Origin of the sequence: Arthrobacter sp. NQ7, from assembly GCF_029581595.2 — a bacterium.
Taxonomy (GTDB): Bacteria; Actinomycetota; Actinomycetes; order Actinomycetales; family Micrococcaceae; genus Arthrobacter; species Arthrobacter phenanthrenivorans_B.
Map to the genome: position 1 here is coordinate 47,377 of NZ_JARFXU020000014.1, position 23,737 is coordinate 71,113.

Here is a 23,737-nt window from a genome sequence, read left to right on the forward strand (position 1 = left end):
CGACGCTGCCCGCCGGTTCCTGCGAGGAGATGGACAGATGGCCCGGATCGACCGAATAGCTGAACCCTGGGGGACACGGACGCCGTACGGCAGCGGTGGTGACTGGCCCGTCAGGGTGGACACCCACCTGGCCGAGGGGGTAAGCCCGGAGGACGTGGACCGGTGGGTCCAGACGGCATCGCTCCTGCATTCGAACGGCGACGCCATGGACATCGCCGTCAAGGACAACAGGATCGTCGGTGTCCGGGGACGGGCCGTGGACCGGGTGAACCACGGCCGGCTGGGACCGAAGGACCTGTACGGCTGGCAGGCGAACGCCTCCCCGGACCGGCTCACCAAACCCCTCATCCGCGAGGGCGGGAAGCTGGTGGAAACGGACTGGGACACCGCCATGCAGCGCATCGTGGACAAGTCCAAGGCGCTGCTGGCGGAACAGGGCCCCAGCGCCCTGGGCTTCTATACCACCGGCCAGCTCTTCGCCGAGGAGTACTACACCCTGGGCACCGTGGCCCACGGCGGCATCGGCACCAACCACGTGGACGGCAACACGCGTCTGTGCACAGCCACGGCAGGGGAGGCGCTGAAGGAATCCTTCGGCTGCGACGGGCAGCCGGGCTCCTACACGGACGTGGACCACGCCGATGTCATCGCCCTATACGGGCACAACGTGGCGGAAACCCAGACCGTTCTCTGGACCCGGATGCTGGACCGGCTGGCCGGGCCCAACCCGCCGAAGATCATCTGCGTGGACCCGCGCATGACCCCCGTGGCCCGGGCCGCCACCGTGCACCTGGCTCCACGGCCCGGGACCAACGTGGCCCTCATGAACGGCATCCTGCGCGAAATCATCACCAACGGCTGGGTGGACCAGGAGTACATCCAGGCGCACACGGTGGGGTATTCAGAACTTGAAAAAGAGGTCAAGAACTATCCGCCGGCCCTGGTGGCGGAAATCTGCGGTGTCCCGGCCGAACAGATCCGGGAGGCGGCCGGCATCATCGGCCACGCCGAGCGGCTGCTGTCCACGGTGCTGCAGGGCTTCTACCAGTCCAACCAGGCCACCGCCGCCGCCGTCCAGGTCAACAACATCAACATTATCCGCGGCATGCTGGGCAAGCCCGGCTGCGGCATCCTGCAGATGAACGGCCAGCCCACGGCAGAGAACACCAGGGAATGCGGGGCCGACGGCGACCTTGCCGCCTTCCGGAACTGGTCCAACGATGCCCACATCCAGGACCTCGCCCGTGTGTGGAACGTTGACCCCATGTCCATCCCGCACTACTCGCCGCCCACCCACGTCATGCAAATGATGCGGTACGTGGAGGACGGGTCCATCCGGATGCTCTGGGTCAGCGGCACCAATCCGGCCGTCTCACTGCCGGAACTGGCACGCATCCGCAGCATCCTGGCGCAGGACCGCCTGTTCCTGGTGGTGCAGGACATCTTCCTGTCCGAGACCGCCCAACTGGCCGACGTCGTACTCCCGGCCGCCACCTGGGGCGAAAAGACGGGCACCTTCACCAACGCGGACCGCACCGTCCACCTCTCCGAGAAGGCCGTGGACCCGCCCGGCGAGGCCAAGGCGGACCTGGAGATCTTCATCGACTACGCCCACCGCATGGGCCTGAAGGACAAGGACGGCCAGCCGCTGATCAAGTGGCACGATCCCGAGTCCGCCTTCGAGGCCTGGAAGGAATGCACCCGCGGCCGGCCCTGCGACTACACCGGCATCACCTACGGCAAGCTGCGCGGCGGTTCCGGCATCCAGTGGCCCTGCAACGAGGAGAACCCGGACGGCACGGAGCGGATCTACGCGGACGGGAAGTTCTGGGCGCACCCCGAGTACTGCGAGACCTACGGCCGCGACCTCATCACCGGCGCCCCCGTGGAGCCCACGGAATACAAGGCGCTGAACCCGGAGGGCAAGGCGGTCATCAAGGCCGCCGAATACATGCCGCCGCACGAACTGCCCAGCCAGGACTTCCCGCTCCAGCTCATCACGGGCCGCACGCTCTACCAGTTCCACACCCGCACCAAGACGGGACGGGCCCCGGAGCTGCAGGCGGCCGCGCCCGACGTCTGGGTTGAGTTGTCAGCGGACGACGCCGGCGCGTACGGGATTGCCGAAGGCGATCTTGCGGAGGTGGAGACCCCCCGGGGTTCCGTCCGCGCGCGGGTGCGGATCAGCGGCATCCGTAATGGGGTCCTGTTCCTGCCCTTCCATTACGGCTACTGGGACACGAAGGGCGGACACCAGCCGGATGGGCCCGGCAGGGCTGCAAACGAACTGACCATCACCGACTGGGACGCTGCCTCGAAGCAGCCCATCTTCAAGACGGCTGCCGCCCGCATCACCAGGATTTCCGCCGGCGACGGGCCCGCTCCGGCGCCCACCACCACGGCCTCGGCTCCGGCGGGGGAATTCGCCGAAGGGGCCAGGACCAAGGGAATTTCGAGCGCCCTGGCGGATGAATCCATGGACGCGGCAGGAGGGGCACGATGAAATTCGGGCTGGTACTCGAGGAAATGCACCGGTCCGAAAACGACCTGGCGCACCACCTGCTGGTGGTCTCCGAGCGGCACAAGGTGGACCACGAGATCTACCACCTGGCACGGGACCTGGCGCGCTGGTCGCAGCAGCATGTTCGGGACATCGCGGACATCGCCAAGAACTACGGCCAGGACCTGGACCCGGAGCCGCGCAGCGAAGCAGGATTGATGGAGACCCTCCGGGAGAAGGGCAGCGAGATGGTGGGCCGGCGTCCGGAAACCGGGATGCTGCTGCTGCGGGACCTCCGCGAGCTCTACCTGAAGGCCTGCGGCGTCTCCGCCGACTGGGAGCTGCTGGCCCAGGCCGCACAGGGGATGAAGGACCAAAACCTGCTGGGCCTGGCCCAAAAATGCCATCCCCAGACGATCCGCCAGATGAAGTGGGCCAACGGCAAGCTGAAGGAATCGGCCACCCAGATCCTGGTCAGCTGAACGTCAGGCCCGGGATCACCCGGCGTCCCGGGCCTGCTCCAGGTGTGCCACCAGCGCGTGCATCTGCTGCGCAGTCCAGGGCAGCGCCCTGCTGAGCTCAGCACTGTTCTCCGCCCACATGGCACGCGCGGCCGCCTTGGTGCCCTCGCTGCCATGGAACCGTGAGCCCAGCTCATCCCAGCGGCGCACCAGCTCCCGGGCCTCGGCGCTGGTGGCCTGAACCCCGGCGTCGACCTGGCGCAGGCCCTCCTGAACCAAGCCCGCCCATTGGGCCCGTGATTCATCCACGGCATCCGGGCCCAGCTGCGCCCGCCGCTCGTCCAGCTCCCGGCGCTGGTCCTCCGTGAAGTAGTCCTCAAACATGCTCATCCTTTCCAGTACGGTGATGAAATCGGTGGGGCCGGCCTCCTGCTGGTGATCGATGCGTTCCAGCAGGCGGCCGATTGTCTGTTGGAGCTCCTCCAGCCGGCCGGCCTGGACCCGCAAGACCTCAAGCTGCCGGAGCAACAGGTCTTTCACGGGCCCCGGGCCGCCGCCGGACCCATCCAGCACGGTCCCGATGTCACCCAAGGGAACCCCCAGGCTGCGCAGGGCGCGGATGCTGTAGAGGCGCTGCAGGTCCTGCTCGGTGTACCGCCGGTGCCCGGCAGGAGTCCGTCCGCTTGCCCGCAGCAGGCCGATGCTGTCGTAGTGGTGCAGCGCCCGGACCGTCACGCCCGTCGCGGCGGCCAGTTCCCCGACGCTCCAGCAGGCGCCCTTTTGGTATTCCATACCGCCAACGCTAGGTCCTGACGCCGCGTCAGGTTCAAGCCCACCAATGCAGCAATGCCGCCCGCGCAGCTCAGCCTGGTTCCAGGCGGAGTGTGCGCCCCTTCCGAAGTAGTTTCATTCAGTGAAACCTGCGGCGCCACCGGTCCCGCAGATGGACCAAAGTTGAGTGCATGAGCGCGGGCCGCACCGGCCCGCATCCGGCAACGCAGGACAGAACGGCGCGGTACACATGGAGTCAACGACGACGGCACAGCGGATCCTCCGGGGCATCGAGTTCGCGCGGCCCCGGAATGCAGACCCGCTGCTGCTGGACCTCTACCTCCCGGAGGAAACCCGGCCCGGGTCTGCCGCTGGAGAAAGTCCCCAAGGCCGCGGCCTGCCCGCCGTCCTCCACCTCCACGGCGGCGGGTGGCGGACCGGGGAACGGTCCTCGATGGGGCCGGTGGTGGATGGCTTCGGTTTCAACCCGATCGCGCAGTTGGTGGCCGCCGGCTTCGCGGTTGCCTCTGCGGACTACCGGCTGACCACCGCCGCCACCTTCCCGGCCCAACTGGTGGATGCCAAGGAGGCCGTCCGCTGGCTGCGGGCGCACGCGGCAGACTATGGGATCGATCCGGACCGTATCTACGCCTGGGGCGACTCCGCCGGCGGGCATCTCGCCTGCCTCCTTGGCCTGACCGCTGGGTCCACGGCCTTTTCGGAGCACGACGCCGGCACAAGCCACGACGCCGGGACAAGCCACGACGCCGGCGCAAGCCAGGGCGCGGACGCGGCCATGGCTGACGGCCCCGCCTACCGCGCCGCCGGCGACGCCGTTGCCGCGGTGGCGGCCTGGTACCCACCGACGGACCTGGTCCGGATGGGGGCGCAGGCCCGGCCGGACGCCGTCGCCACCGCCAATGACCCCGGCTCCCGCGAGGCCCTCCTGCTCGGGGCGCAGCCGGCGGAGGCCCCCGCGAAAGCCGCGGCAGCGAGCCCCCTCACCTACGTGCATCCGGACGCGCCGCCCTTCCTCCTCATCCACGGCACAGCGGACCGCTTCGTCCCCGTGGCCCAGTCCGCCAGCCTTGCCGAGGCGCTGGAAGGCGCGGGCATCGACGTCGAACTCCTCCTCCTGCAGGACGCCGACCATATGTGGTCCACGCCCGACGGCGGCAGCGACGCCGCCGTGCAGGCCACCGCGGCAACCATCGATTTCTTCCGCCGCCAGGCGAACCAGCATTGATCTGACGCATTCCGCCGGGACGCCACGCGTCCGGACCAGACCTGAAAGGCCCTCCATGCAGTTCATTGGCATCAACCACCACGGCGAACCCTGGGCGGCAGCCCTTGCCGGTTCCCGCGTCCTCCCGCTCGCTTCCGTCACGGACTTCTGGGCGGACGCCGAGGGCTGGCAGGACAAGGCAGCCCCACTCGCCGCCGGCACCACCAGCGGAACGTCCGACGCCGGCACCTGGCTGGAGCGCGGCAGCGTCACCGAGGTGCCGCTGGTCCCCGCCTCCGCACGGGTCATCTGCGTGGGACTGAATTACAGGGCGCACGCCGCCGAGGGCAGCTACAAGGACCAGGAACTGCCGCCGTACCCCACCCTGTTTGGCCGCTGGACCGCCTCCCTGTCGGTGGGCAACGTGCCGGTGCCCGTCCCCGCCGGCGAAGCGGGGCTGGACTGGGAAGGCGAGGTGGCCGCCTACATCGGCCGCCGCGCCGAATCCGTGGACGAGGCGGCCGCGGCGGAGGCCGTTTTTGGCTACTCCACCTTCAACGACATCACCTCCCGGCGGGCCCAGAAGCTCACGTCGCAGTGGACCCTGGGCAAGAACGGCGATTTCAGCGGACCGCTCGGCCCCCTGGTCAGCCGCGACGAGGTGGGCGACCTCCGGGACGGCCTGCAGGTCCGCACCCTGGTGAACGGCGTCGAGGCGCAGAACGGCAACACCCGGGACATGATCTTCTCCGTCCCGGCCATCGTCGCCCTCATCAGCGAAATCTTCACCCTGCACCCCGGGGACGTCATCGCCACCGGCACCCCGGAAGGCGTGGGCTACGCCCGCACCCCGCAGTGGCTGCTGCAGCCCGGCGACACGGTGGAAGTGGAGATCGAGAAGCTGGGCACCCTCACCACGCCCGTCGGCGATGGTTCGCTCCGGAGCCGTGCCTGATGGCCACCGTCCCGGACTTCCCGGCAGCAGGCCTCCCGGAGGAGGCGCAGGTCCTGATCGCCGGCGGTGGCCCCAGTGGACTGTTCCTGGCCCTGGACCTGGCCTCGCGGGGCATCCCCAGCACCGTCATCGAACCCCGCACCGCCGTGGACCATACGCGGCCGAGGGCCAAGACCACCAACGCCCGGACCATGGCGCACCTGCGCCGCCTGGGCCTCGCGGATCTGCTCCGGGACGCATCGCCGCTGCCCGTGGACTACGCGCAGGAGGTCATCTTCTGCACCGGCCTCACCGGGCCTGCCGCGCATGAACTGCGCCGTTTCCGCAATGCCTTCCAGCTGGTTCCCGGCCGCTACGGCCCGCAGCCCGAATGCGGCCAGCAGGTGCCCCAGCCCGTCCTGGAGGAGGTGCTGCGGTCCGTCGCCGCGGACAACCCGCTGGTCACGTTCGTGACGGGTTGGTCCGTCACGCGGGTCGACGGGGTGGATGGTGTGGACGGCGCACCCTACGCCGTCGTGGCGGCCAGTCCCGGGGGTACCGAACGCACCATCACCGCGGAGTACGTCATTGGTGCCGACGGCGGATCCTCCGCCGTGCGCCGCAGCCTGGGGCTGCGGCTGGAGGGCGGCTCCGCGGCCCTGTCCAACATCAGCATCCTGTTCCGCTCGGACTCCCTCGGGCCGGCGATCGGACTGGACCCCGCCGTCCAGTACTGGGTGGTGGGGGCGGAGACCTCGGGGATGGTGGGGCCGATGGACCTGGCCGGAACCTGGTGGGCGATCGTGCAGGGCGTGGACCCTTCTGTCACCGTCACCGAGCCGGACGCCGCTGCCATGGTCCGTGCCCTGGTGGGCGCCGGGGTGGACATCGAGGTCCTGGCCACGGACCCCTGGACCGCCCGCATGCTCCTGGCTCCCGAGTACAGCCGCGGGCGCATCTTCCTGGTGGGGGACGCCGCACACCTGAATCCGCCGTGGGGCGGCCACGGCTTCAACACCTGCATTGGTGACGCTGCCAACCTTGCCTGGAAACTCGCCGCCGCCATCAACGGCTGGGCGGGCCCGGCACTCCTGGCCAGCTACGGGGAGGAACGCCGGCCGGTGGCCGCCCGCACCATCCGCGACGCCGCCGACAACGGCAAGGCCCTGGCGTACCACTTCGCCGACCCCGGGCTCACCGCCGCCGGCCCGCGTGGCGACGCCGCGCGGGCCGCAGCCCACGCGGCGCTGGCCGTCAAGCAGAGCGAGTTCGACTCCTTGGGCCTGGTGCTGGGGTATTCGTACGCGGACTCATCATTGGTGGTGCCTGACGCCCTGCCGGTTCCGGCCGAGGACCCCATCCGCTATGTTCCTTCGGCGAACCCGGGCGCCCTGCTCCCGCATGCCTGGCTGGCGGACGGTACGTCGCTGTACAGCCATCTTGGAACCGGCTTCACCCTGCTGGCCGACGCCGGCGCGCTGGGCGGGGTGCCCGCCGCGACTCTTTTCGAGCCGGTGCTGGCAGCCGCCGCGCGGACGGGCATTCCGGTGACGGTCGCCGTCGTCGGACCCGCCGACGACGGAACGCACCTTTCCCACATGTGGGGCGCGGGCACCCTGCTGGTCCGCCCCGACCAGCACGTGGCCTGGCGGGGAAATTCCGCCCCGGCCGCGGGCGCAGCCTTGTCCGTGGCGGCCGGCTGGTCGCCCATATCCCTCGAAACCACCAGGAGCGCCCGTGTCGACGCCGTCATTCCGTGATTACCTGTTTCCCCCCGGCCACCCGCGGGTGGCGGAAATCCGGGGCCTGAACGCCCGCGAATACGCCGAGGCAGCAAAGACCGATTCGTTCGCAGGGCCCATGATCGAAGGCTGGCAGAAACTGTACCCGCAGCCGTTCACCGGGATCACCAGTGACGGCGTGCGCCGCGAAGGCCTGTACCCGCTGGCCCCGTCACGCCCGGGGGAAGAGGCCCCGACGGCAGCGATGGCGGCGGCCGCCCGCAAGCTCCTGGGTGCCGTGACCGCTGGCCAGGCCCGGAAGCTCACCTACGCCGTGGACGCGCCCGAATGGCAAAGCTGGGCCAACCCGGAGTTCATGCAGCACGACACCGGGCTGCGCCTGGACGAGCTGGATCCTCCGGTCCGCGACGCCGTGCTGGGTGTGGTGGAGGCAAGCCTGAGCCCGCAGGGGTATGGGCTGGTGCGGAACCTGATGCGCATCAACGGCTTCCTGGGCGACCTGGTGGAGCTGCCGCTGCTGATGAACGAGTTCAGCTACAACTTCGCCCTGTACGGCGAGCCGTCCGAAACCCAACCGTGGGGATGGCAGCTGTTCGGCCACCACGCGGCGCTGAACTGCCTGGTGGCCGGGACGCAGCTGGTGATCTCACCGGTGTTCATGGGCGCCGAGCCGGACATGATCGACGCCGGCCCGCACCGCGGCGTGCAAGTCTTCAAGGAGCGCATCGCCCTGGCCCGGGACCTCATGGGTGCGCTGCCTGCAGAGCTGCGCTCGCGGGCCGTTGTATACAGGTCGATGGTGGACCCGGCGATGCCGGAAGGCCGCCTCCACCCCGGCGACGAACGGCACCTGGGCGGCTGCTTCCAGGACAACCGGGTGATCCCTTACGAGGGCATCCCGGTGGCTGACATGCCTGCTGACGCGCGGACACTGCTCGACGCCGTGGTGGACGACTTCATCGCCTACCTCCCCGAGGGGCCGCGCGCAGCCCGGCGCCGGGAAATCCAGGAACACTTCTCCGAATCCCACTTCAGCTGGATCGGCGGCTGGGCGGGGGAGGAAGCGTTCTACTTCCGCCTGCAGAGTCCGGTGGTGGTGCTGGAACTGGACCACCATACGGGCGTGTTCCTCAGCAATGACCAGCCGGCCCCGTTCCACATGCACACCGTGGTCCGCACCCCCAACGGCAACGACTACGGCCGCGAACTGGTCCGCCAGGCACTCGCCGGGTCCTGACGCTTCTCCGGTCCGCCCCTCGGAGGCTACTGTTTCCCGTATTTGCGGTGCACGGCCTGCTTGCTCACGCCCAGGCACAGGGCGATCGCTTCCCATGACAGGCCGGCCTGGCGTGCGCGCCGGACCAGGGATGCCTCGGCCCGGCCCACCTCTTTTTGCAGTTCGGCCACCGCGTACAGGGCCTCCGCGGGTCCTTGCCCGTCCATTGAGCCAACCAGCGTCTTCATCCGCTCCACCTCCATGCCGTCAACATTAGTTGACGCAAACATGGCCCGTCAACAGATGTTGACGGGCCATGTTTGTCGTGGCTAGGGGATGTCGAGGGCTGCGCGGCGCTGCGGCGGTGGGCCCACCACGGTCAGGTCCATTTCGGCCTGGGCGCGGCCGAACCCTTCCATGTCCATGTAGGGCTCCCCGCCCTCGGTGTACATGTAGTCCTCCGTGGGCGTGTTGAAGTACTCGAAGAAACCGTTGAACACCGATGGTGTCAGGAAACCCACCATCTGGGTGTTGTGTGCATCGAGCGCGAACGAGTGGATGGTCCCCGCGGGTGCGTGCACAAAGTCACCCTTGGTCAGGAGCATCTCGCGGCCGTTGGCGTACAGCCACATGCGGCCCTCGGTGCACAGGAAGTTCTCGGTGTGCTCGGAGTGGAAATGCAGCGGAATGTAGGGTGTCTTGGCGCCCTTGGTGTGCACCGCGAAGTAGTTCGAGCCCGTGTTCGCGGGCCGGGACAGATAGGTGAACATGGTCTGGTAGCTGACCAGGCGCTCACCTTCACCGGCGCTGAGGAAGTAGGGGTTCTGCGCCGGCGGCAGGCCGGCGTCGTGCTTGAAGGAGGGCGCCACGCGCTCAACGTCCGGGAACGTGATCCCGAACTCGGCACCCACCTCGGCCTGCTCCTGCAGGCTTGCCTTGTGTCCGGGGCGGACGGGCGGGACGTGGGAATCGATGGGCGTTCCCACCCGCTCGTAGTACTTCTCGCCGCCGCCGGGCGTCATCCAGTTCAGGAACCGGGTGTAGTGGCTGGCCATCCGGTAGGCGTGCGGCGTGTTCGGCGGGATCACCACCGAATCGCCGGGAGTGAGGATGCGGCTCTCGCCGGGCAGCCAGACGTGCAGGATCCCGTCGAAGACGTAGAGCGTCTTGTGTTCGATGCTGTGGCTGGCAAACGGCGACTCGGCGCCCATGCCGCCGGAGATGTAGGCAGCGCTGAAGATGCCCCCGGTATCGGCGGCGCGGGCGATGACGGTCACCAGTTGGCCGTTGATTTCGTAGCGTGCGCCCTCGCCCGACGCCATGTAGTACGGCACCGCCTCTCCGGGCAGCACGTTGGCCGCCGGGAGCTGCTTGTTCATTTCCTCGACGCTGAGGGACATGGTTTCCTTCTTTCCAGTCGGCCGGCCCTTGCCGGAGCGTGACCTACATCATGGCTGGCCGCCGCTCCGGCCACGAGTGCGGATTCCAATGGTTGGAATCCGAACCTGGCCGGTCCCCGTGTCCCTGCTACCCCTCACATTCCTTGCAGTACTTCTTCCCGTCCTTCTCCCGGGCCAACTGGCTGCGGTGGTGGACCAGGAAGCAGGACATGCAGGTGAATTCATCTGCCTGTACCGGGACCACCTGGATGAGGAGTTCCTCGTTGGAGAGGTCCGCGCCGGGCAGCTCGAAGCTGTCCGCGAGGTCCGTCTCGTCCATGTCGGGAGCAGCCTCCCGGCGGCCGGACTTGTCGGACTTCAGCTCCTCCAGGGCGACATTCGGCTCTTCCTCGGGAGTCACCCGTGGAGCGTCGTAGTCAACTGACATGTGGTGTGTTCTCCTGTCCAGCTGCTGGTGTCCGGATTGTTCCGGACAGATCGACAACGCCGGACGCGGGCAACAAATTCCCGTGCCATACATGCAGTAGGTAGACTGGTCTACCTACCTATGCTGAAGGAGCGTCCTTGGCGGCATCCACCATTCCTGTTCCAGGCCGCCGGCCCGCCCGCGAGCTGCTGCTGGAAGCCGCCGCGCGTCTCTTTTACGCGTATGGCGTTGCCGGCACCGGCATCGACGCGATCACTGCCGAGGCGGGGGTCGCCAAGAAGAGCCTCTACAACAACTTCAGCTCAAAGGCGGACCTGGTGGCTGCATACCTTGACGCCAGGCACCAGGAGTGGCTGGCCCTTTACGGCCAGCGCCTGGAAACGGCCCGTACTCCGCGGGACAGGGTGCTGGCGGTCTTCGACGCCTACCTGGACCACGCCAACTCTGCCTACCCCAACGGGTTCCGTGGCTGCGGCCTGCTTAACGCCGCCGCCGAATTGCCCGCGGGCGGCCCCGGCCGGGCGGCGGTGCGCCGGCACAAGGAGGACGTGCAGGAACTCCTGGCCACCCACGTGGCCGGGCTGCTGCCGGGCCGCGAAGACGGGGCCACCGCGTCTGCGGCGCACCTGGCCTTCCTGCTCGAGGGCGCTATGGCCCGGGCGGGACTGGAAGGCGGCGATGCCCCGCTGCAGCAGGCACGGTCCATCGCCGCGCAATTGCTGGACGCCCTGTGACCGGCATCCGGCAGCATCAGAAGGCCCAACTGTGGGGTGTCCTGTCAGTGGCAGCGGCGTCGATCCTCTGGGGGAGCACGGGGACGGCTGCCACGCTCGCTCCGGCCGTGAGCCCGCTGGCCATCGGCGCTGTGGCAATGGGTCTCGGCGGGTTGCTTCAAGCCCTCTACGCCGCACGGCATATCGCAGACCAGACGGGCAGCCTGCTCGAACGGTGGCGCCTGGTGTCGCTTGGCGCTGCGGCAGTGGCCATCTATCCTCTGGCTTTCTACAGCTCGATGCACCTGTCCGGAGTTGCGGTGGGAACGGTGGTGTCCATCGGCTCGGCCCCGGTGGCCGCGGCCCTTATCGAACGCTGTGTTGACGGCAAGGCGCTGAGCAGGCAATGGATCCTGGGGGCACTGCTGGGAGTGGGCGGAGCGGCGCTGTTGTCCTTCGCCGGCCACGCCCCGGCAGCGGGATCCGCAGGTGGGGGTCCGGCTGCGGAATGGTGGCTGTCGACGGCGGGCATCCTCCTTGGGCTGCTGGCCGGGGCCACCTATGCCCTGTACTCCTGGGCGGCGCACCGCCTGACCGGCCAAGGGGTGACGTCCAGGGCTGCGATGGGTGCGGTTTTCGGCCTGGGCGGACTCCTCCTGATGCCGGTCCTGGTTCTCACGGGCGCCCCGCTGCTGGAGTCCTGGCGCAACCTTGGCGTAGGTGCCTATATGGCGGCCGTGCCGATGTTTGCCGGCTATGTCCTCTTCGGGTGGGGCCTGGCCCGGGTGGGGGCGGGCACGGCCACGGGAATATCCCTGCTGGAAACCGTGGTGGCCGCCGTGCTGGCCGTGCTGGTGGTGGGCGAAAGGCTGCCGGCACTTGCCTGGCTTGGCGCCGCCGTCGTCCTTGCGAGCCTGTTCATCCTGACGCCGTGGCCGGAACGGCAGGCCCGCACAGAGGCAGTGCCGGAAACCGCGGACACCCGCTGACCGTCCTGGGAACGCTCACCCGGTGGGCTGCCGGCCCGCGCTCCGGGCCAGTACCGTGGGCCCCAGCAGCAGGCAGGCGCCCAGGCCAAGCAGCAGGATTCCAAGCACCACCGCGCCGGGCGCATGCAGCCCTGCCCCTGCAATGATCAGTACCAGGCCGGCCAGCGCGGCGGCCATTCCCGGGAATAAACCCGCGGGAAAGCGGCGGGCGGGATAGCCGGAGAGCAGTTCCATGGCCAGGTGGGGGTCATCCGCAATCAGCCCCAGTTCCAGCTCCTTGAGCAGGCGTCGCTCCTCATCGGACATTGGCATGGCGGCCCCTGGATGTCGTGGGAGGCGGTTTCGGTATAGACCGTAGGAGTCTTCTACCGGTTAGTCAATACATGCGGAGGGCCCGGCAGCCAGGTCCCGGTCCCGGGGAAGCCTGCTACCGCCGTCGTAGTTCCGCGAACTCGATGGACGGGACAATGGCGCCCGCGTCCCGCTCCACGAAGTTGGTGCCCGGTGGCACAAGGTCGTCGATGGCGTCGAGCACGGATTCACCGAGCCGGACGTCGGCGGCGCGAAGGTAGGCGTGGAGGTGATCCTCGCTGCGCGGGCCAATGATCACGCTGCTGATGGCGGGATGCGTCAGGGCGAAACCGACCGCGAGGTCCACCAGGGACAGCTCCAGCTTGTCCGCCAGGCGGCCCAGTGAGTCCGCGGCGAGCAGCTTCCGTTCGCTGGAGGGCCCGGATATGTCGTACCGGCCGGGGAGCGTGTGGACGCGGGTGGGCGGCTTGCCGGATTCCAGGACGAAGCTTCCGGACAGCCAGCCCCCGGCCAGCGGTCCGTACGCAAGCACGCCCAGGCCGTACTGCTGGGCGATGGGCAGGACATCGCGCTCGTTGCCGCGGACCAGCATGGAGTACGGGACCTGGTTGCCCACCGGCGGGATCAGGTGGTTGGTGGTGGCCAGCCACTGGGCTTCCACAAGCTGCGCCGGCGTGAATACGGAGGTGCCGTAATACAGGATCTTGCCCTGCCGGATCAGGTCGTTCAGGGTGGTGATGGTCTCCAGCAGATCAGTGTTGTAGTCCGGCCGGTGCGCCTGGTACAGGTCGATGCGGTCCGTTTGGAGGCGGCGCAGGCTGCCCTCCACCGCCTGCGTGATCCAGCGCCGGGAGTTCCCGGAGTGCGCCGGATTGGGGCTCATCTGACCGTGGAACTTGGTGGCCAGGAAGACGTCATCCCGGCGTCCGCGCAGGGCCCTGCCCACTACTTGTTCCGACTCGCCCTGGGAATAGACGTCCGCCGTGTCGACCGCGGTGATCCCGGCGTCCAGCGCCGCCTGGATGATGCGGATGCTCTCATCGGCTCCGGTGGGGGCGCCGTGCGGGCCGCCGTTCCCCTCGCCGAAGTTCATCGTGCCAAGGGTGAGGGGACTGATGGGGGTACCCGACCGCCCGAACACCCGCAGTTCGTTGAGGCCCATCTTTCGGTCTCCTCCATCTTGTTGCCGTGGCCTGGATCGTCATGACGCTACACAGATTCGGCAGGCCACCGCAGAAATCCGCCTTACTCCTTCTCTTTTCGTCGCACAAAGTAACCGGGGCAGCGGGAATGACGTTTTGTGGCGGGCGCACGGCGGCCAATAGCGCCTATATTGAGGGATGGGCACTCCCAAAAGCGATGACCAGTTCCTCCAGCTGCATGACCTCATCAGCGGCAGCAGCAACGTGGCTGACTTCCTGACCGAACTGTCCACCGTTGCCGCCTCCACCCTCAGCGACGCCGCGGGCGTGCTGATCGAATGCGGCGTGACCCTCCGCCGCCGCAAGCGCAGCGCCACCATCGCCGGCAGCAGCGAACGGGCGGCGCTCCTGGACAAGCTGGAGCAGGCCCTGGGCGACGGGCCCTGCATTACCGCGCTGAACGCGATGAAGCCCGTGGTCCTTCCCGATGTCGAAACCGACACGCGCTGGCCCGACTACCAGAAGGTGCTGGCGGAAAACGGCTGCCGCAGCGTGCTGGGTGTTCCCCTCGCGCTGGATGAAAACCAGTCGGCCGCGCTGAACTTCTTCGCCGCCGAGCCGCACGTCTTTGCCCCCAACGTCATCAGCCGGGCGGAGGGTTTCGCGGACCTCGCCGGGCGGGCGCTCCGGCTGGCGCTGCGGATCGCCGACGCGCAAACCCTGGCCGACGACCTGCGCGCCGCCATGGCGAACCGCACCACCATTGACCTTGCCTGCGGCGTGATCATGGCCCAGAACCGGTGCAGCCAGGAGGAAGCGATGGCCCTGCTCGCCAAGGCATCCAGCCACCGGAACCAGAAGCTGCGCGACCTGGCGGCCGGGGTCCTGGGCCGGGTCAGCGACGGCCCGGTGACCACGCACTTCGATCCGTAGGCGGGCAGCCAGCCGGTTTCCCCTGCGCGCCGCCCTGCAATAATCTGAACCAACGGTTGTGCACGGGGGTGTCAGCGTCCGGGTACGACAGCAGCACTGTAAGTTCCGGGACCATCACAGACGAGGCGGACACCCATGACGGCTTCAGACCAGCAGCACGCACCACGGACAGCTTTGCCCGCAGACCCGCCCGCCGCTGCCCCTGGAGCAGTTGATCCGCACCTGCTGCAGCGGCTGGCGGACGCGCATGGCGTGGGCACGTCCTTCCAGGGCTGGGACGGGCTTCCGCACTCGGTGGGGCAGGCCACGCTGATCAAGGTCCTTGCCGCTTTGGGCGTTGAAGCGCACACCAACCAGCACATCGAGGCTGCCCTTGAGGACGCTGACCTGGCGCCCTGGCGGCGGATGCTGCCGCCCGCCGTCGTCATCAAGCAGGGCGAGCCGGCCCAGGTCCCTGTGCATGTCCGTGACGGTGCCACGGCGCGGCTGACCATCGCCCTGGAGGGGGGAGCGGGGTCCCGGGACGCGGTCCAGCAGGACGTCTGGGTCCAGCCCAAGGACGTCGATGGCGTCTCCACCGGGCGCGCGACCTTCTCCCTCCCCGAAGACCTGCCGTTGGGCTGGCACACGCTGCAGGCGGAGTCCGGGGGTCTCACGGCCACCGCCGCTTTGGTGGTGACGCCCGCCCGGTTGGCAACCGCCAAACCACTGGAAGAGCGCCGCGGCTGGGGACTGGCCACACAGTTGTATTCGGTCCGGTCCAAGCGGTCGTGGGGCATTGGGGATTTCGCCGACCTGGCCGACCTCGCCGCCATCAGTGGTGCCCGCGGGGCCGACTACGTGCTGGTGAACCCGCTGCACGCGGCCGAGCCCGTTCCGCCGCTCCAGCCTTCGCCCTACTCGCCCTCCACCCGGCGGTTCTTCAACCCCCTGTACATCCGCATCGAGGCCATCCCCGAGCTGGCCTACCTGCGGCCGCGGAAACGGGCGGCACTGGAAAAACTGCATGAAGAGGTTGCGGGGCTGAACAAGGAGGGCGGCCGGCTGGACCGGGATGCCGTCTATGCCGCCAAGCTGCAGGCCCTGGAGATGCTGTACCACACGCGGCGTTCACCGGCCCGGCAGGCTGGCTTCGACGCATTCTGCCGCATCTCCGGCAAGGGACTGGACGATTTTGCACTGTGGTCGGCCATCCGGGAGGACGTGGCGCCGGACGACCCGCTGTGGACGGACCCAGCCCGTGCCATCGGAACGCCCGAAGCGGAAGCCCTCCGGGAGAAGCTGGCGGACCGCATCGGCTTCCACCGCTGGCTGCAGTGGATCTGCGACGAGCAACTCGAGAACGCCCAGCAGGCTGCGCTGCGGTCCGGCATGCGCCTGGGCGTTGTGCATGACCTCGCGGTGGGGGTGGACCACAGCAGCGCCGATGCGTGGACCCTGCGTGGCGTGCTTGCCCCAAACACCAGCGTGGGCGCCCCGCCGGACATGTACAACCAACAGGGCCAGGACTGGGGGCAGCCGCCATGGCATCCCGGCCGCCTCGCGGAGGCCGGCTACCAGCCGTTCCGCGACATGATTGCCACCGTCCTCCGGCACGCCGGCGGCATCCGCGTTGACCACATCCTGGGCCTGTTCCGGCTGTGGTGGATCCCGCAAGGGAACGCCCCGGGGGACGGCGCCTATGTGCAGTACGACCATGAAGCCCTGATCGGCATCCTCGCCTTGGAGGCGCACCGCGCCGGGGCGGTGGTGATCGGGGAGGACCTGGGAACCTTTGAGCCGTGGGTGCGGGACTACCTGGCAGCGCGGGGCATCCTTGGCACGTCCATCCTGTGGTTCGAGTACGACGGCGATGCGCCGCTTGCGCCGGAAAAGTACCGGACGCAGGCGCTCGCCAGCGTCAACACCCACGACCTTCCGCCCACCGCCGGCTACCTTGCCGGGGACCACGTGGGGCTGCGGAGCCGGCTGGGCCTGCTGGAGCGGTCCGAACAGGAAGAACGGGCCGAGCACAACGCGTCGCTGGAGAAGATGTTCGCCATGCTGCGCGAACGCGGTTACCTCTCCGAGGGCACGTCAGCCAGTGTGGAGGGGGCTGAGGAGCACGCGATCGAGGCGCTGCACCTCCTCCTGGCCCAGGCGCCGTCGGTGCTGCTTGGCGTGGCCCTCGTGGACGCGGTGGGGGAGCGCCGGGTCCAGAACCAGCCCGGAACCACCGAAGCGCTGTACCCCAACTGGCAGGTTCCCCTGGGCGGACCGGACGGCAAGCCCGTCTACCTCGATGACCTTCCCGCCAACAAGCGGTTCACCTCGCTGCTTGCGGCGGTGGAGGGGGCCCTGCACGGCTGATTGATCGGAGGAAGTCATGGGCGAGAGTCCGCACCCGCTCCCTGAACCCACAGGGCCGGCCGAGGCATCCGGCGGGCGGGGGCCCATCCTGGTGGTCGGTGGCACGGGAATGCTCGGCAGCCAGGTCGTGTCGGAATTGCTGCGCCGTGGGAGGCAGGTGCGCGCCCTGGTGCGTCCCGGCTCCGACCCCGCCAAGCTGGAGGCAGCCGGGGCCGGCATTGCACGCGGTGACATGATGGACCCCCACTCGCTCAACCACGCCATGGCCGGAGTGGACGCGGTGGTGACCTCCGCGGCCGGCTACACCCGGCACCGCAAGGGTGACAGCCCGGAGATCGATCGGGTGGGAAACGCCAATCTGGCCGAGGCCGCGGCGAGGGCCGGCGTGCGCCGCTTCGTCCTGACCAGCATCCTGACGTGCGACCAGACACCGCAGGTACCGCACTTCTGGCACAAGAAGCTGATGGAGGACAGGCTGGAGGAGCTCGGGGTGCCCTTCGTGGCCCTTCGCCCGGGCGCGTTCCTGGACCAGGTCACGCGGTTCGGCGGCGACCCGGTGGCCAAGGGCAGGCTCTCCTGGTTCGGGTCCGCCCGCACCCCGCTGACGTTCGTGCTGACACCCGACCTTGCGGGCTACCTCGCAGAGGCGGTGGACGCCCCCGGCGTGGAAGGCCAGCGGATCGACATCGGCTGGGACCGGCCCCTGGGCATGCAGGAGGTTGCCGATATCGCCGGCCGGCTCACCGGCAGGGAGATCAAGGTCCGGTCGGTGCCCGTGCCCATCCTGAAGGCGGCGGGGGTTGTCCTGGGCCCGGTCAACCCGATGGCCAAGGATATGGCGACCATGATCTCGTGGTTCCAGACGGGCCGCTATGTGGCGGACACGTCACGGCAACGCGAGGTGTTCGGGCCGCCGCCCACGGCCGAGGACGCCATCCGGCGGCTGATTGGCATCCTCGGCCACCCCGTCAGGGGTTAGGTGGCCGGCCTGGCGGTGATTACGTGCGTGACGTGGTCGTAGCGGAAGGTGACCGGGCCGCCGTCGTGCTCAAACACGATGTTGGCTCCGGGGGAAGCCCCGCCGGCCCCATAGCTGACGTCCCATGACTTGTTGAGCGCCGCCTTGAACTCGTAGCTCCCGGCCGGCAGGTCAGGGATGGTCAGTTTCCAGACCAGGTCCGCCGGGTCCAGGGTCAGCTGCGCCTGGGCGCATGCCGGCTCCCAGTCGGAGGCGCATCCCAGTTCGCTGTCCATGCTTCCCGCGGCCGCCACGGCAGCGGGCTGCTGGGAGGCGTACACGGTGGTGAGGAGATGGGTGCTGTTGTCGTAGCGGAAGGTCACCGGGCCGCCGGGGTGGTCCAGCACGATGTTCTGTCCGTTCAGCTGCCCGTCGGCGCCGTAGTTTTCATCCCAGCCGCCGTTGAGTGCTGCCTTGTATTCGTACTTTCCGGCCGGCAGGTCACCGGTCAAGCGCCAGATCCGGTCCGCCGGATCCAACACCATCCGGGCCTGCGGGCAGGCAGGATCCCAGTCAGCGCTGCAGCCCATGGCCTGGTTCAGGGATCCGGCCACCGTGACGGAGTCCGGTTGCGGGGCCTGGCCGACGGTGACGGTCCTGGTGTCGCTGGTGACGTTGAAGCCCGGGCCGCTCATCGAGGCGCGGTACCGGACCTTTGTGCCGTCGGCGAGTGCGGAGACGTCGTCGGTGGCTGAGTACACGGGCGACGACGAGTCGGTGCCCACCGCGGTCCAGTCGCCGCCGTCCACGCTCCGTTCGAAGGAGACGACATGGCTGGCCTTCTCCGGATCAGCGGTAGCGGAGAGCTCCACCTTGCCTTCCACGCTGCTGCCCTCCACGGGCTTCTGCAGGGTCAGGACGGGCGCGGGGACGCTGGCGGAGCGGCTTTGGCTGGTGGCGGTGTGGCCGCCGTTGTCCAGCACCGTTGCGCGGTACTCAAGCGGGGTTCCGGCATCCAGTGCGGCCACGTCGTGGAACACCTGGTACGGCGCGGTGTCGTCCGTGCCGATAGGCTGCCAGCCGCCGCCCGCTGTCCTGGCTTCGAAGGTGACCTCATAGAACGAGGAACCGTCGACGTCGGCTGCGACGTTGATGCGCCCGTTGTCCCCCGGCGCCGGGGCCGGCTGCTGGAGGGCGACGGCGGGGGCGGCCTTTGAGTGCGGAATCCGGCCCGAGGATTCGTAGACGACGGCGGACAGCGGCGGGACGGTCACCGTCAGCTTGGCGTGGTCCGAGGTCTTTGCCTCCTCGACGCCCGCACCGTAGATGCGCGTGTAGCTGCGCTTGGCGATGTAGGTGGGAATCTCCGCCGTCTGTGCCTGCGCGCTGTTGTTGAGGGCCACCACGTATTCGCGTTGGTCCTGCGCGTCTGTGCGGGAGAACGCGTAAATGCCCGGCCCGTCGGAGGCGTAGCGGTGCTGGTGTGCGCCGTTCCGGAGTGCAGGGTGCTCCTTGGTCAGGGCCGCAAGCTCCCGGATCTTGGCGTAGAGCGGGTGGTCCGGGTTGAAGTTGTCCGTGGCGTGGGTGGCGTCCGTTCCCAGGAGGTCGTCGTCCAGGTATTCCGGCACCTTGCTGGCGAAGAGGGTCTGGCGCGCGTCCTGGTCCCCGCCCGGGCCGGTGAAGCCCTGCTCGTCGCCGTAGTAGACCACGGGGTTGCCGCGGGAGAAGTACATCAGTTCATGCGCCAGTTCATCGCGGGCGACTTTCTCCTCATCGCTTGCGGCCGGGTTGTCCTGGGCGATGAAGCTGCCGATCCGGCCCATGTCGTGGTTGCCCAGGAAGGTGGGCAGTTCGTAGACGTTGGAGTCGGCGTCCGTGTACCAGTCATCACCGGCAAAGAAGGACTGCAGGGCCTTGGCGTCCTGGCTCTTGGAAGCGTAGTTGCGGGCCGCGTCCTGGAAGGGAAAGTCCAGTACTGCCTGCATCTTGTTCCGGGTGGTGAACTGGGACGTGAAGCTCTTGCTGGTATCGAACACCTCGCCGAACATGAAGAACTCGTCCTTGCCGTGTTCCTTGGCGTAGCTGAGGACGTCGGGGCCGAATTCCTGCCAGAACTCATTGTTGACGTGCTTCATGGTGTCGATGCGGAAGCCGTCCACGCCGAAGTCGCCGATCCACGACTTGTAGATGTCCTCCATCCCGTGCACCACTTTGGGATTCTCGGTGAAGAGGTCATCGAGACCGAAAAAGTCACCGTACATGGAGTCCTCGCCGCTGAAGGTGGTGTCGCCGCGGTTGTGGTACAGCGTGGGGTCGTTCAGCCAGGCGGGGACCTTGAGGTTTTCTTCGCCGGGGGTGAGGACCGGCTTGTACGGGAACGACGTGTTGGCGTCCAGCTTCGGGAAAGTGCCCGTGCCGGCGTAGTCGCGGTCATCGAATGCTTCCCCTGAGGCCGTCTTGTAGGGGGAAGCGTCTTTCGAGACATAGCCCTTGCGGTCGCCCTCCTGGTAGCCGATGACGTCCGCGGTGTGGTTGGTGATGATGTCGAAGTACACCTTCATGCCGCGGGCGTGGGCCTCGGTGATCAGTGCCTTGAGTTCATCGTTGGTGCCCAGGTGGGGATCGATCTGGGTGAAGTCGGTGACCCAGTAACCGTGGTAGCCGGCTGACTTGTCCTCGGGCTGGACCGCCTTGTTCTTGAAGCTTGGAGTCAGCCAGATGGACGTGGTCCCCATGCCCTGGATGTAATCGATTTTGCTGCGCAGGCCGGCCAGGTCTCCGCCGTTGTAGAAGCCCTTCTTCGTGGGGTCGAAGCCGGAAACCATGGGGTCCGGGCCCAGGCCGCCCTGGTCGTTGGTGGTGCTGCCATTGCTGAACCGGTCCGCCATGACGAAGTAGAAGTTCTCGTCCGTTACCGGGCCGCGGAGCGAATGCAGGGCTGTCGCCGACGCGGGGTTGGTTCCGGGGTCCTTGCCGCCGGGGTCTTTGGGACCAGGCCCGGCGTTGGCCGGGAGGATCGCCACCGACGCCACGACGGCGGCTGCCAGCAGGCCGGCTGCCGACCGTGCTGCGAGGCGCCTCGGGGTTGGTCGGGCGGTTGCGGAGTGCTGGATTCCTGCCGGCGTGGCCGGCAGTTGGGCGCGTGGGGGCGCGCCGGGAGGGGTGCGGAATAACAAGGGTGAGACCTTCCTGGGAAGCAGCGCTGCTGGACAGGCTTGCCGTTGACATGGGATGCGGCAGGAGGGTTCGAAGGACAGCATGCTGCCTTGTGAACCAAGTCACAACTGTAAGCGCTTGCACCGGATTACTCCAGCGTCTTGGGCAGAAGCCGGAAAAGGAGGCGGGGGCCGCGTCGTACGGGCGGCTACGCGTACGGGCGGCTACGTGGCGGGGATGATAGCCGTCGGTGACGGGGTAGCCAGGTTGTGGAGCCGGGGGCCGCGTCGTACGGGCGGCTACGTGGCGGGGATGATAGCCGTCGGCGACGGGGTAGCCAGGTTGTGGAGCCGGGGGCCGGGGAGCCCGGTGACTGGGTCCAGCTGGAACGTTGCGATGTTGTCCGACCGCTCGTGGGCCACGTGCAGCCAGCTTCCGCGCACCAGGTGGTGCCGCGGCCAGTCCCCGCCGCTGTCAAAGTCCTTGACGGGAATGAGTTCCGTCCCGCCTGCCGCCACCTCCAGCACGCTGATGAGGTTTGACCCGCGCACACCGGCGTAGGCGAAGTTGCCCTGCGGTCCAAGGCATATCTCGGCGGCCGAATCGCCTTCCTGGCTGCCGCCGGCCGTCGCAGGTCCCCGGAACACGAGTTCGTAGGTGCCGGCATCGGGGCGGGCCACGAAGACCTCCACGGAGTATTCCGAGACGACGAAGACGTTGCCCGTCGGGTGCTCCACCAGGTGCCGCGGCCCGCTGCCGTAGGGGAGGACTACTTCGTGGTCAGGTACCAGGCCCAGGCCGGGCTGGTATGCCCATATCCGGAGTGTGTCGTGTCCCAGGTCCGTGGTCATGACACGTCCGTCGCGCAGCATCAGGCTGGCGTGGGCACGGCTTTGCCTGGGACTGCCGGGGGAGAGGCCGGCGTGGGGGTCCACCGACGGTGCGGCGGGGAACCGCCCGGCCATGCCGCCGTCGTCATCCAACTCGTACAGCAGGACCTGGCCATCGCCCCAGCAGGCGGCGGTAACGAACCGTCCCCGCGGGTCCACGGCCACGTGGCAGGTTGCTTCACCCGCAGGCTGGGATTCCCCCTGCGGCTCCAGGCTGAAGGCACCGAGGCGCCGGTACGCCTGGACTTTCTTGCGTTGCTCCGCCGCCGCGTACACCACCGGCAGTGCCGGATGGACGGCAAGGAACGACGGCGACTCTGCCGCGACGGCCGTGCCCAGCCATTCAAGGCTGCCGTCCTGATGCTCGCGGACGGCGCCGATGCCTTGGGCGCGGCCGCCGCCGTCGGGGGTGTAGGAGCCGATCCAAAGGGTGTTGCCGGCGGTGGGGCTGGTCATGGTTCCATCCTGCCAACAGATCGCCCGTATTCCCGTGCGTCCGGGTGGACAATTAGCATGGAATTTCCAGCACCGGCAGATGGGAGGTGGTCCGGTAGCTACCGCAACGGCATCGGGTGTACCTGCCCGCCGCCCGGAGGACCTGGTCTAGGCGGCGTGGGGGAGTCCGCCTGCCCACCGAAAGGCGTGGCCGTGCCATCTCCTGGACCAGGGACTGTTCACGGCTCCACTTCACCCGTCTTCGACCGGGTTGTCACTGCACTGCGGTCCGCCGGTTGTGTCTTTGCCGAAGAGGAGGCCCGCCTTTTGCTGGCCGAAGCTTCCGGTCCCGCACAGCTTGCCGTCAACGTCCGGCGCCGCGTGGAAGGTGTGCCCCTGGAACACATCCTGGGGTGGGCGGAATTTGCGGACCTGCGCGTGCTGGTTGCCCCCGGAGTCTTCGTTCCGCGCCGGCGCACCGGGTTGCTGGTGAATGAAGCCCTGGTGCTCCTGCCGGATCACCCCGAACCGGTGGTTGTCGTTGATCTCTGCTGCGGATCAGGGGCCGTAGGGGCGGTAATCCTCCACCGGGCAACCGGAGTGGAACTGCACGCCGCGGACATCGAGCCCGCAGCGGTTGAGTGTGCCCGGCGGAACCTTGAGCCGCTGGGTGGCCATGTCCACGCCGGCGACCTGTTCCAGGCGCTGCCGCGCGCGCTCAAGGGCCGGGTCCGGGTGCTGGTGGTCAACGCTCCTTATGTGCCCACGGAAGCCATCCCCACGATGCCTCCGGAGGCGCGCCTGCACGAACCCGCTCTCTCACTCGACGGTGGCCCGGATGGCCTCGACTTCCATCGCCGGGTTGCCGCCGACGTCCACGAGTGGCTGGCTCCCGGCGGCAGTGTGCTGATCGAAACGAGCGAGCGCCAGGCGGCAGGCACCTCCGGGCTCCTTGCCGAAGCCGGATTCCAGGTCAAGACAGTCCGCTCCGAGGAACTGGACGGGACTGTGGTGCTCGGGACAATGGTGCCCGCGACTGCAGTGCCCGGGACGGCAGTGGCACCTGTGTGACCTGGGTGGTAGCTCCCGTGTGATCTGGGTGGTGGCGGTCATGGAGATGGGAGGGGTAGTGGTGGCTTGAAGTAAAAGTTTCGGCGTGGCGTTTGGGTGGGGTCGACGTGGGG

Annotated in this window: 20 protein-coding genes; 12 read left to right on the forward strand and 8 right to left on the reverse strand. The window is 68.4% G+C overall.

Features of this window, described 5'->3' with window-relative positions:
* Window positions 1-37 precede the first annotated feature (37 nt).
* Both PUN71_RS14960 and PUN71_RS14965 read left to right on the forward strand, forming a co-directional pair.
* Window positions 38-2,503: a molybdopterin oxidoreductase family protein gene (locus tag PUN71_RS14960; protein WP_277799037.1), complete on the forward strand. Its 2,466-nt coding sequence runs from the start codon at window positions 38-40 to the stop codon at window positions 2,501-2,503.
* Entirely contained in the window at window positions 2,500-2,982 is a 483-nt protein-coding gene (locus tag PUN71_RS14965; RefSeq protein WP_043451945.1) for a hypothetical protein, read from the forward strand. The genes PUN71_RS14960 and PUN71_RS14965 overlap by 4 nt, the downstream gene beginning before the upstream one ends.
* Window positions 2,983-2,997: 15 nt before the next feature.
* Here PUN71_RS14965 and PUN71_RS14970 read toward each other — a convergent pair whose 3' ends face one another.
* Complete coding sequence (locus PUN71_RS14970) at window positions 2,998-3,753, reverse strand: MerR family transcriptional regulator (RefSeq protein WP_277799038.1); 756 nt, start codon at window positions 3,751-3,753, stop codon at window positions 2,998-3,000.
* A 229-nt stretch (window positions 3,754-3,982) separates the two neighbouring features.
* Between PUN71_RS14970 and PUN71_RS14975 the strand changes: the two genes are divergently transcribed.
* From PUN71_RS14975 to PUN71_RS14990, 4 genes are read left to right on the forward strand one after another with little or no spacing between them, the layout of a single operon-like run.
* Window positions 3,983-4,978, forward strand: coding sequence for an alpha/beta hydrolase fold domain-containing protein (locus tag PUN71_RS14975; protein WP_277799039.1), 996 nt, complete (start codon window positions 3,983-3,985; stop codon window positions 4,976-4,978).
* A 55-nt stretch (window positions 4,979-5,033) separates the two neighbouring features.
* The gene (locus PUN71_RS14980) at window positions 5,034-5,912 is read left to right on the forward strand and encodes a fumarylacetoacetate hydrolase family protein (protein WP_277799040.1); all 879 of its coding nucleotides are present in this window, start codon (window positions 5,034-5,036) and stop codon (window positions 5,910-5,912) included.
* Window positions 5,912-7,651 (forward strand): FAD-dependent monooxygenase, encoded by a 1,740-nt coding sequence (locus PUN71_RS14985; RefSeq protein ID WP_277799041.1) that lies wholly within the window; start codon window positions 5,912-5,914, stop codon window positions 7,649-7,651. The genes PUN71_RS14980 and PUN71_RS14985 overlap by 1 nt, the downstream gene beginning before the upstream one ends.
* Window positions 7,629-8,870, forward strand: coding sequence for a DUF3500 domain-containing protein (locus tag PUN71_RS14990; protein WP_277799042.1), 1,242 nt, complete (start codon window positions 7,629-7,631; stop codon window positions 8,868-8,870). The genes PUN71_RS14985 and PUN71_RS14990 overlap by 23 nt, the downstream gene beginning before the upstream one ends.
* A gap of 26 nt (window positions 8,871-8,896) precedes the next feature.
* Here PUN71_RS14990 and PUN71_RS14995 read toward each other — a convergent pair whose 3' ends face one another.
* From PUN71_RS14995 to PUN71_RS15005, 3 genes are all read right to left on the reverse strand, one after another.
* Window positions 8,897-9,112, reverse strand: coding sequence for a transcriptional regulator (locus tag PUN71_RS14995; RefSeq protein WP_043451934.1), 216 nt, complete (start codon window positions 9,110-9,112; stop codon window positions 8,897-8,899).
* A gap of 66 nt (window positions 9,113-9,178) precedes the next feature.
* Window positions 9,179-10,249, reverse strand: coding sequence for a quercetin 2,3-dioxygenase (locus PUN71_RS15000; RefSeq protein WP_277799043.1), 1,071 nt, complete (start codon window positions 10,247-10,249; stop codon window positions 9,179-9,181).
* A 127-nt stretch (window positions 10,250-10,376) separates the two neighbouring features.
* On the reverse strand, window positions 10,377-10,676 hold the full coding sequence (locus PUN71_RS15005) for a DUF4193 domain-containing protein (RefSeq protein WP_018772148.1): 300 nt from the start codon (window positions 10,674-10,676) through the stop codon (window positions 10,377-10,379).
* Window positions 10,677-10,813: 137 nt separating this feature from the next.
* Here PUN71_RS15005 and PUN71_RS15010 point away from each other — a divergent pair, with 137 nt between their 5' ends.
* Entirely contained in the window at window positions 10,814-11,410 is a 597-nt protein-coding gene (locus PUN71_RS15010) for a TetR/AcrR family transcriptional regulator (protein WP_277799044.1), read from the forward strand.
* Entirely contained in the window at window positions 11,407-12,378 is a 972-nt protein-coding gene (locus PUN71_RS15015; RefSeq protein WP_277799045.1) for a DMT family transporter, read from the forward strand. The genes PUN71_RS15010 and PUN71_RS15015 overlap by 4 nt, the downstream gene beginning before the upstream one ends.
* Before the next feature lie 15 nt (window positions 12,379-12,393).
* On the opposite strand, the gene PUN71_RS15020 is transcribed toward PUN71_RS15015, so the two are convergent.
* Both PUN71_RS15020 and PUN71_RS15025 read right to left on the reverse strand, forming a co-directional pair.
* Window positions 12,394-12,690, reverse strand: coding sequence for a DUF3040 domain-containing protein (locus PUN71_RS15020; RefSeq protein ID WP_052260081.1), 297 nt, complete (start codon window positions 12,688-12,690; stop codon window positions 12,394-12,396).
* A gap of 115 nt (window positions 12,691-12,805) precedes the next feature.
* Window positions 12,806-13,852: an aldo/keto reductase gene (locus tag PUN71_RS15025; RefSeq protein ID WP_043451927.1), complete on the reverse strand. Its 1,047-nt coding sequence runs from the start codon at window positions 13,850-13,852 to the stop codon at window positions 12,806-12,808.
* Between the two features lie 178 nt (window positions 13,853-14,030).
* Here PUN71_RS15025 and PUN71_RS15030 point away from each other — a divergent pair, with 178 nt between their 5' ends.
* The 3 genes from PUN71_RS15030 to PUN71_RS15040 all read left to right on the forward strand — a co-directional run bounded on the left by PUN71_RS15030 (window position 14,031) and on the right by PUN71_RS15040 (window position 18,093).
* Entirely contained in the window at window positions 14,031-14,765 is a 735-nt protein-coding gene (locus PUN71_RS15030) for a GAF and ANTAR domain-containing protein (protein ID WP_043451924.1), read from the forward strand.
* Between the two features lie 135 nt (window positions 14,766-14,900).
* On the forward strand, window positions 14,901-17,114 hold the full coding sequence (gene malQ, locus PUN71_RS15035; protein WP_277799046.1) for a 4-alpha-glucanotransferase: 2,214 nt from the start codon (window positions 14,901-14,903) through the stop codon (window positions 17,112-17,114).
* A 16-nt stretch (window positions 17,115-17,130) separates the two neighbouring features.
* Complete coding sequence (locus PUN71_RS15040; protein WP_277799047.1) at window positions 17,131-18,093, forward strand: SDR family oxidoreductase; 963 nt, start codon at window positions 17,131-17,133, stop codon at window positions 18,091-18,093.
* Here the strand turns inward: PUN71_RS15040 and PUN71_RS15045 are convergent.
* Window positions 18,090-21,248 (reverse strand): alpha-amylase family glycosyl hydrolase, encoded by a 3,159-nt coding sequence (locus PUN71_RS15045; protein ID WP_277799048.1) that lies wholly within the window; start codon window positions 21,246-21,248, stop codon window positions 18,090-18,092. The genes PUN71_RS15040 and PUN71_RS15045 overlap by 4 nt on opposite strands.
* Window positions 21,249-21,527: 279 nt before the next feature.
* A complete protein-coding gene (locus PUN71_RS15050) occupies window positions 21,528-22,574 on the reverse strand; it encodes a lactonase family protein (protein ID WP_277799049.1) in 1,047 nt (348 codons plus the stop codon).
* 192 nt (window positions 22,575-22,766) lie between these two features.
* Between PUN71_RS15050 and PUN71_RS15055 the strand changes: the two genes are divergently transcribed.
* The gene (locus tag PUN71_RS15055) at window positions 22,767-23,624 is read left to right on the forward strand and encodes a putative protein N(5)-glutamine methyltransferase (protein ID WP_502860792.1); all 858 of its coding nucleotides are present in this window, start codon (window positions 22,767-22,769) and stop codon (window positions 23,622-23,624) included.
* The last annotated feature ends 113 nt before the right edge of the window (window positions 23,625-23,737 follow it).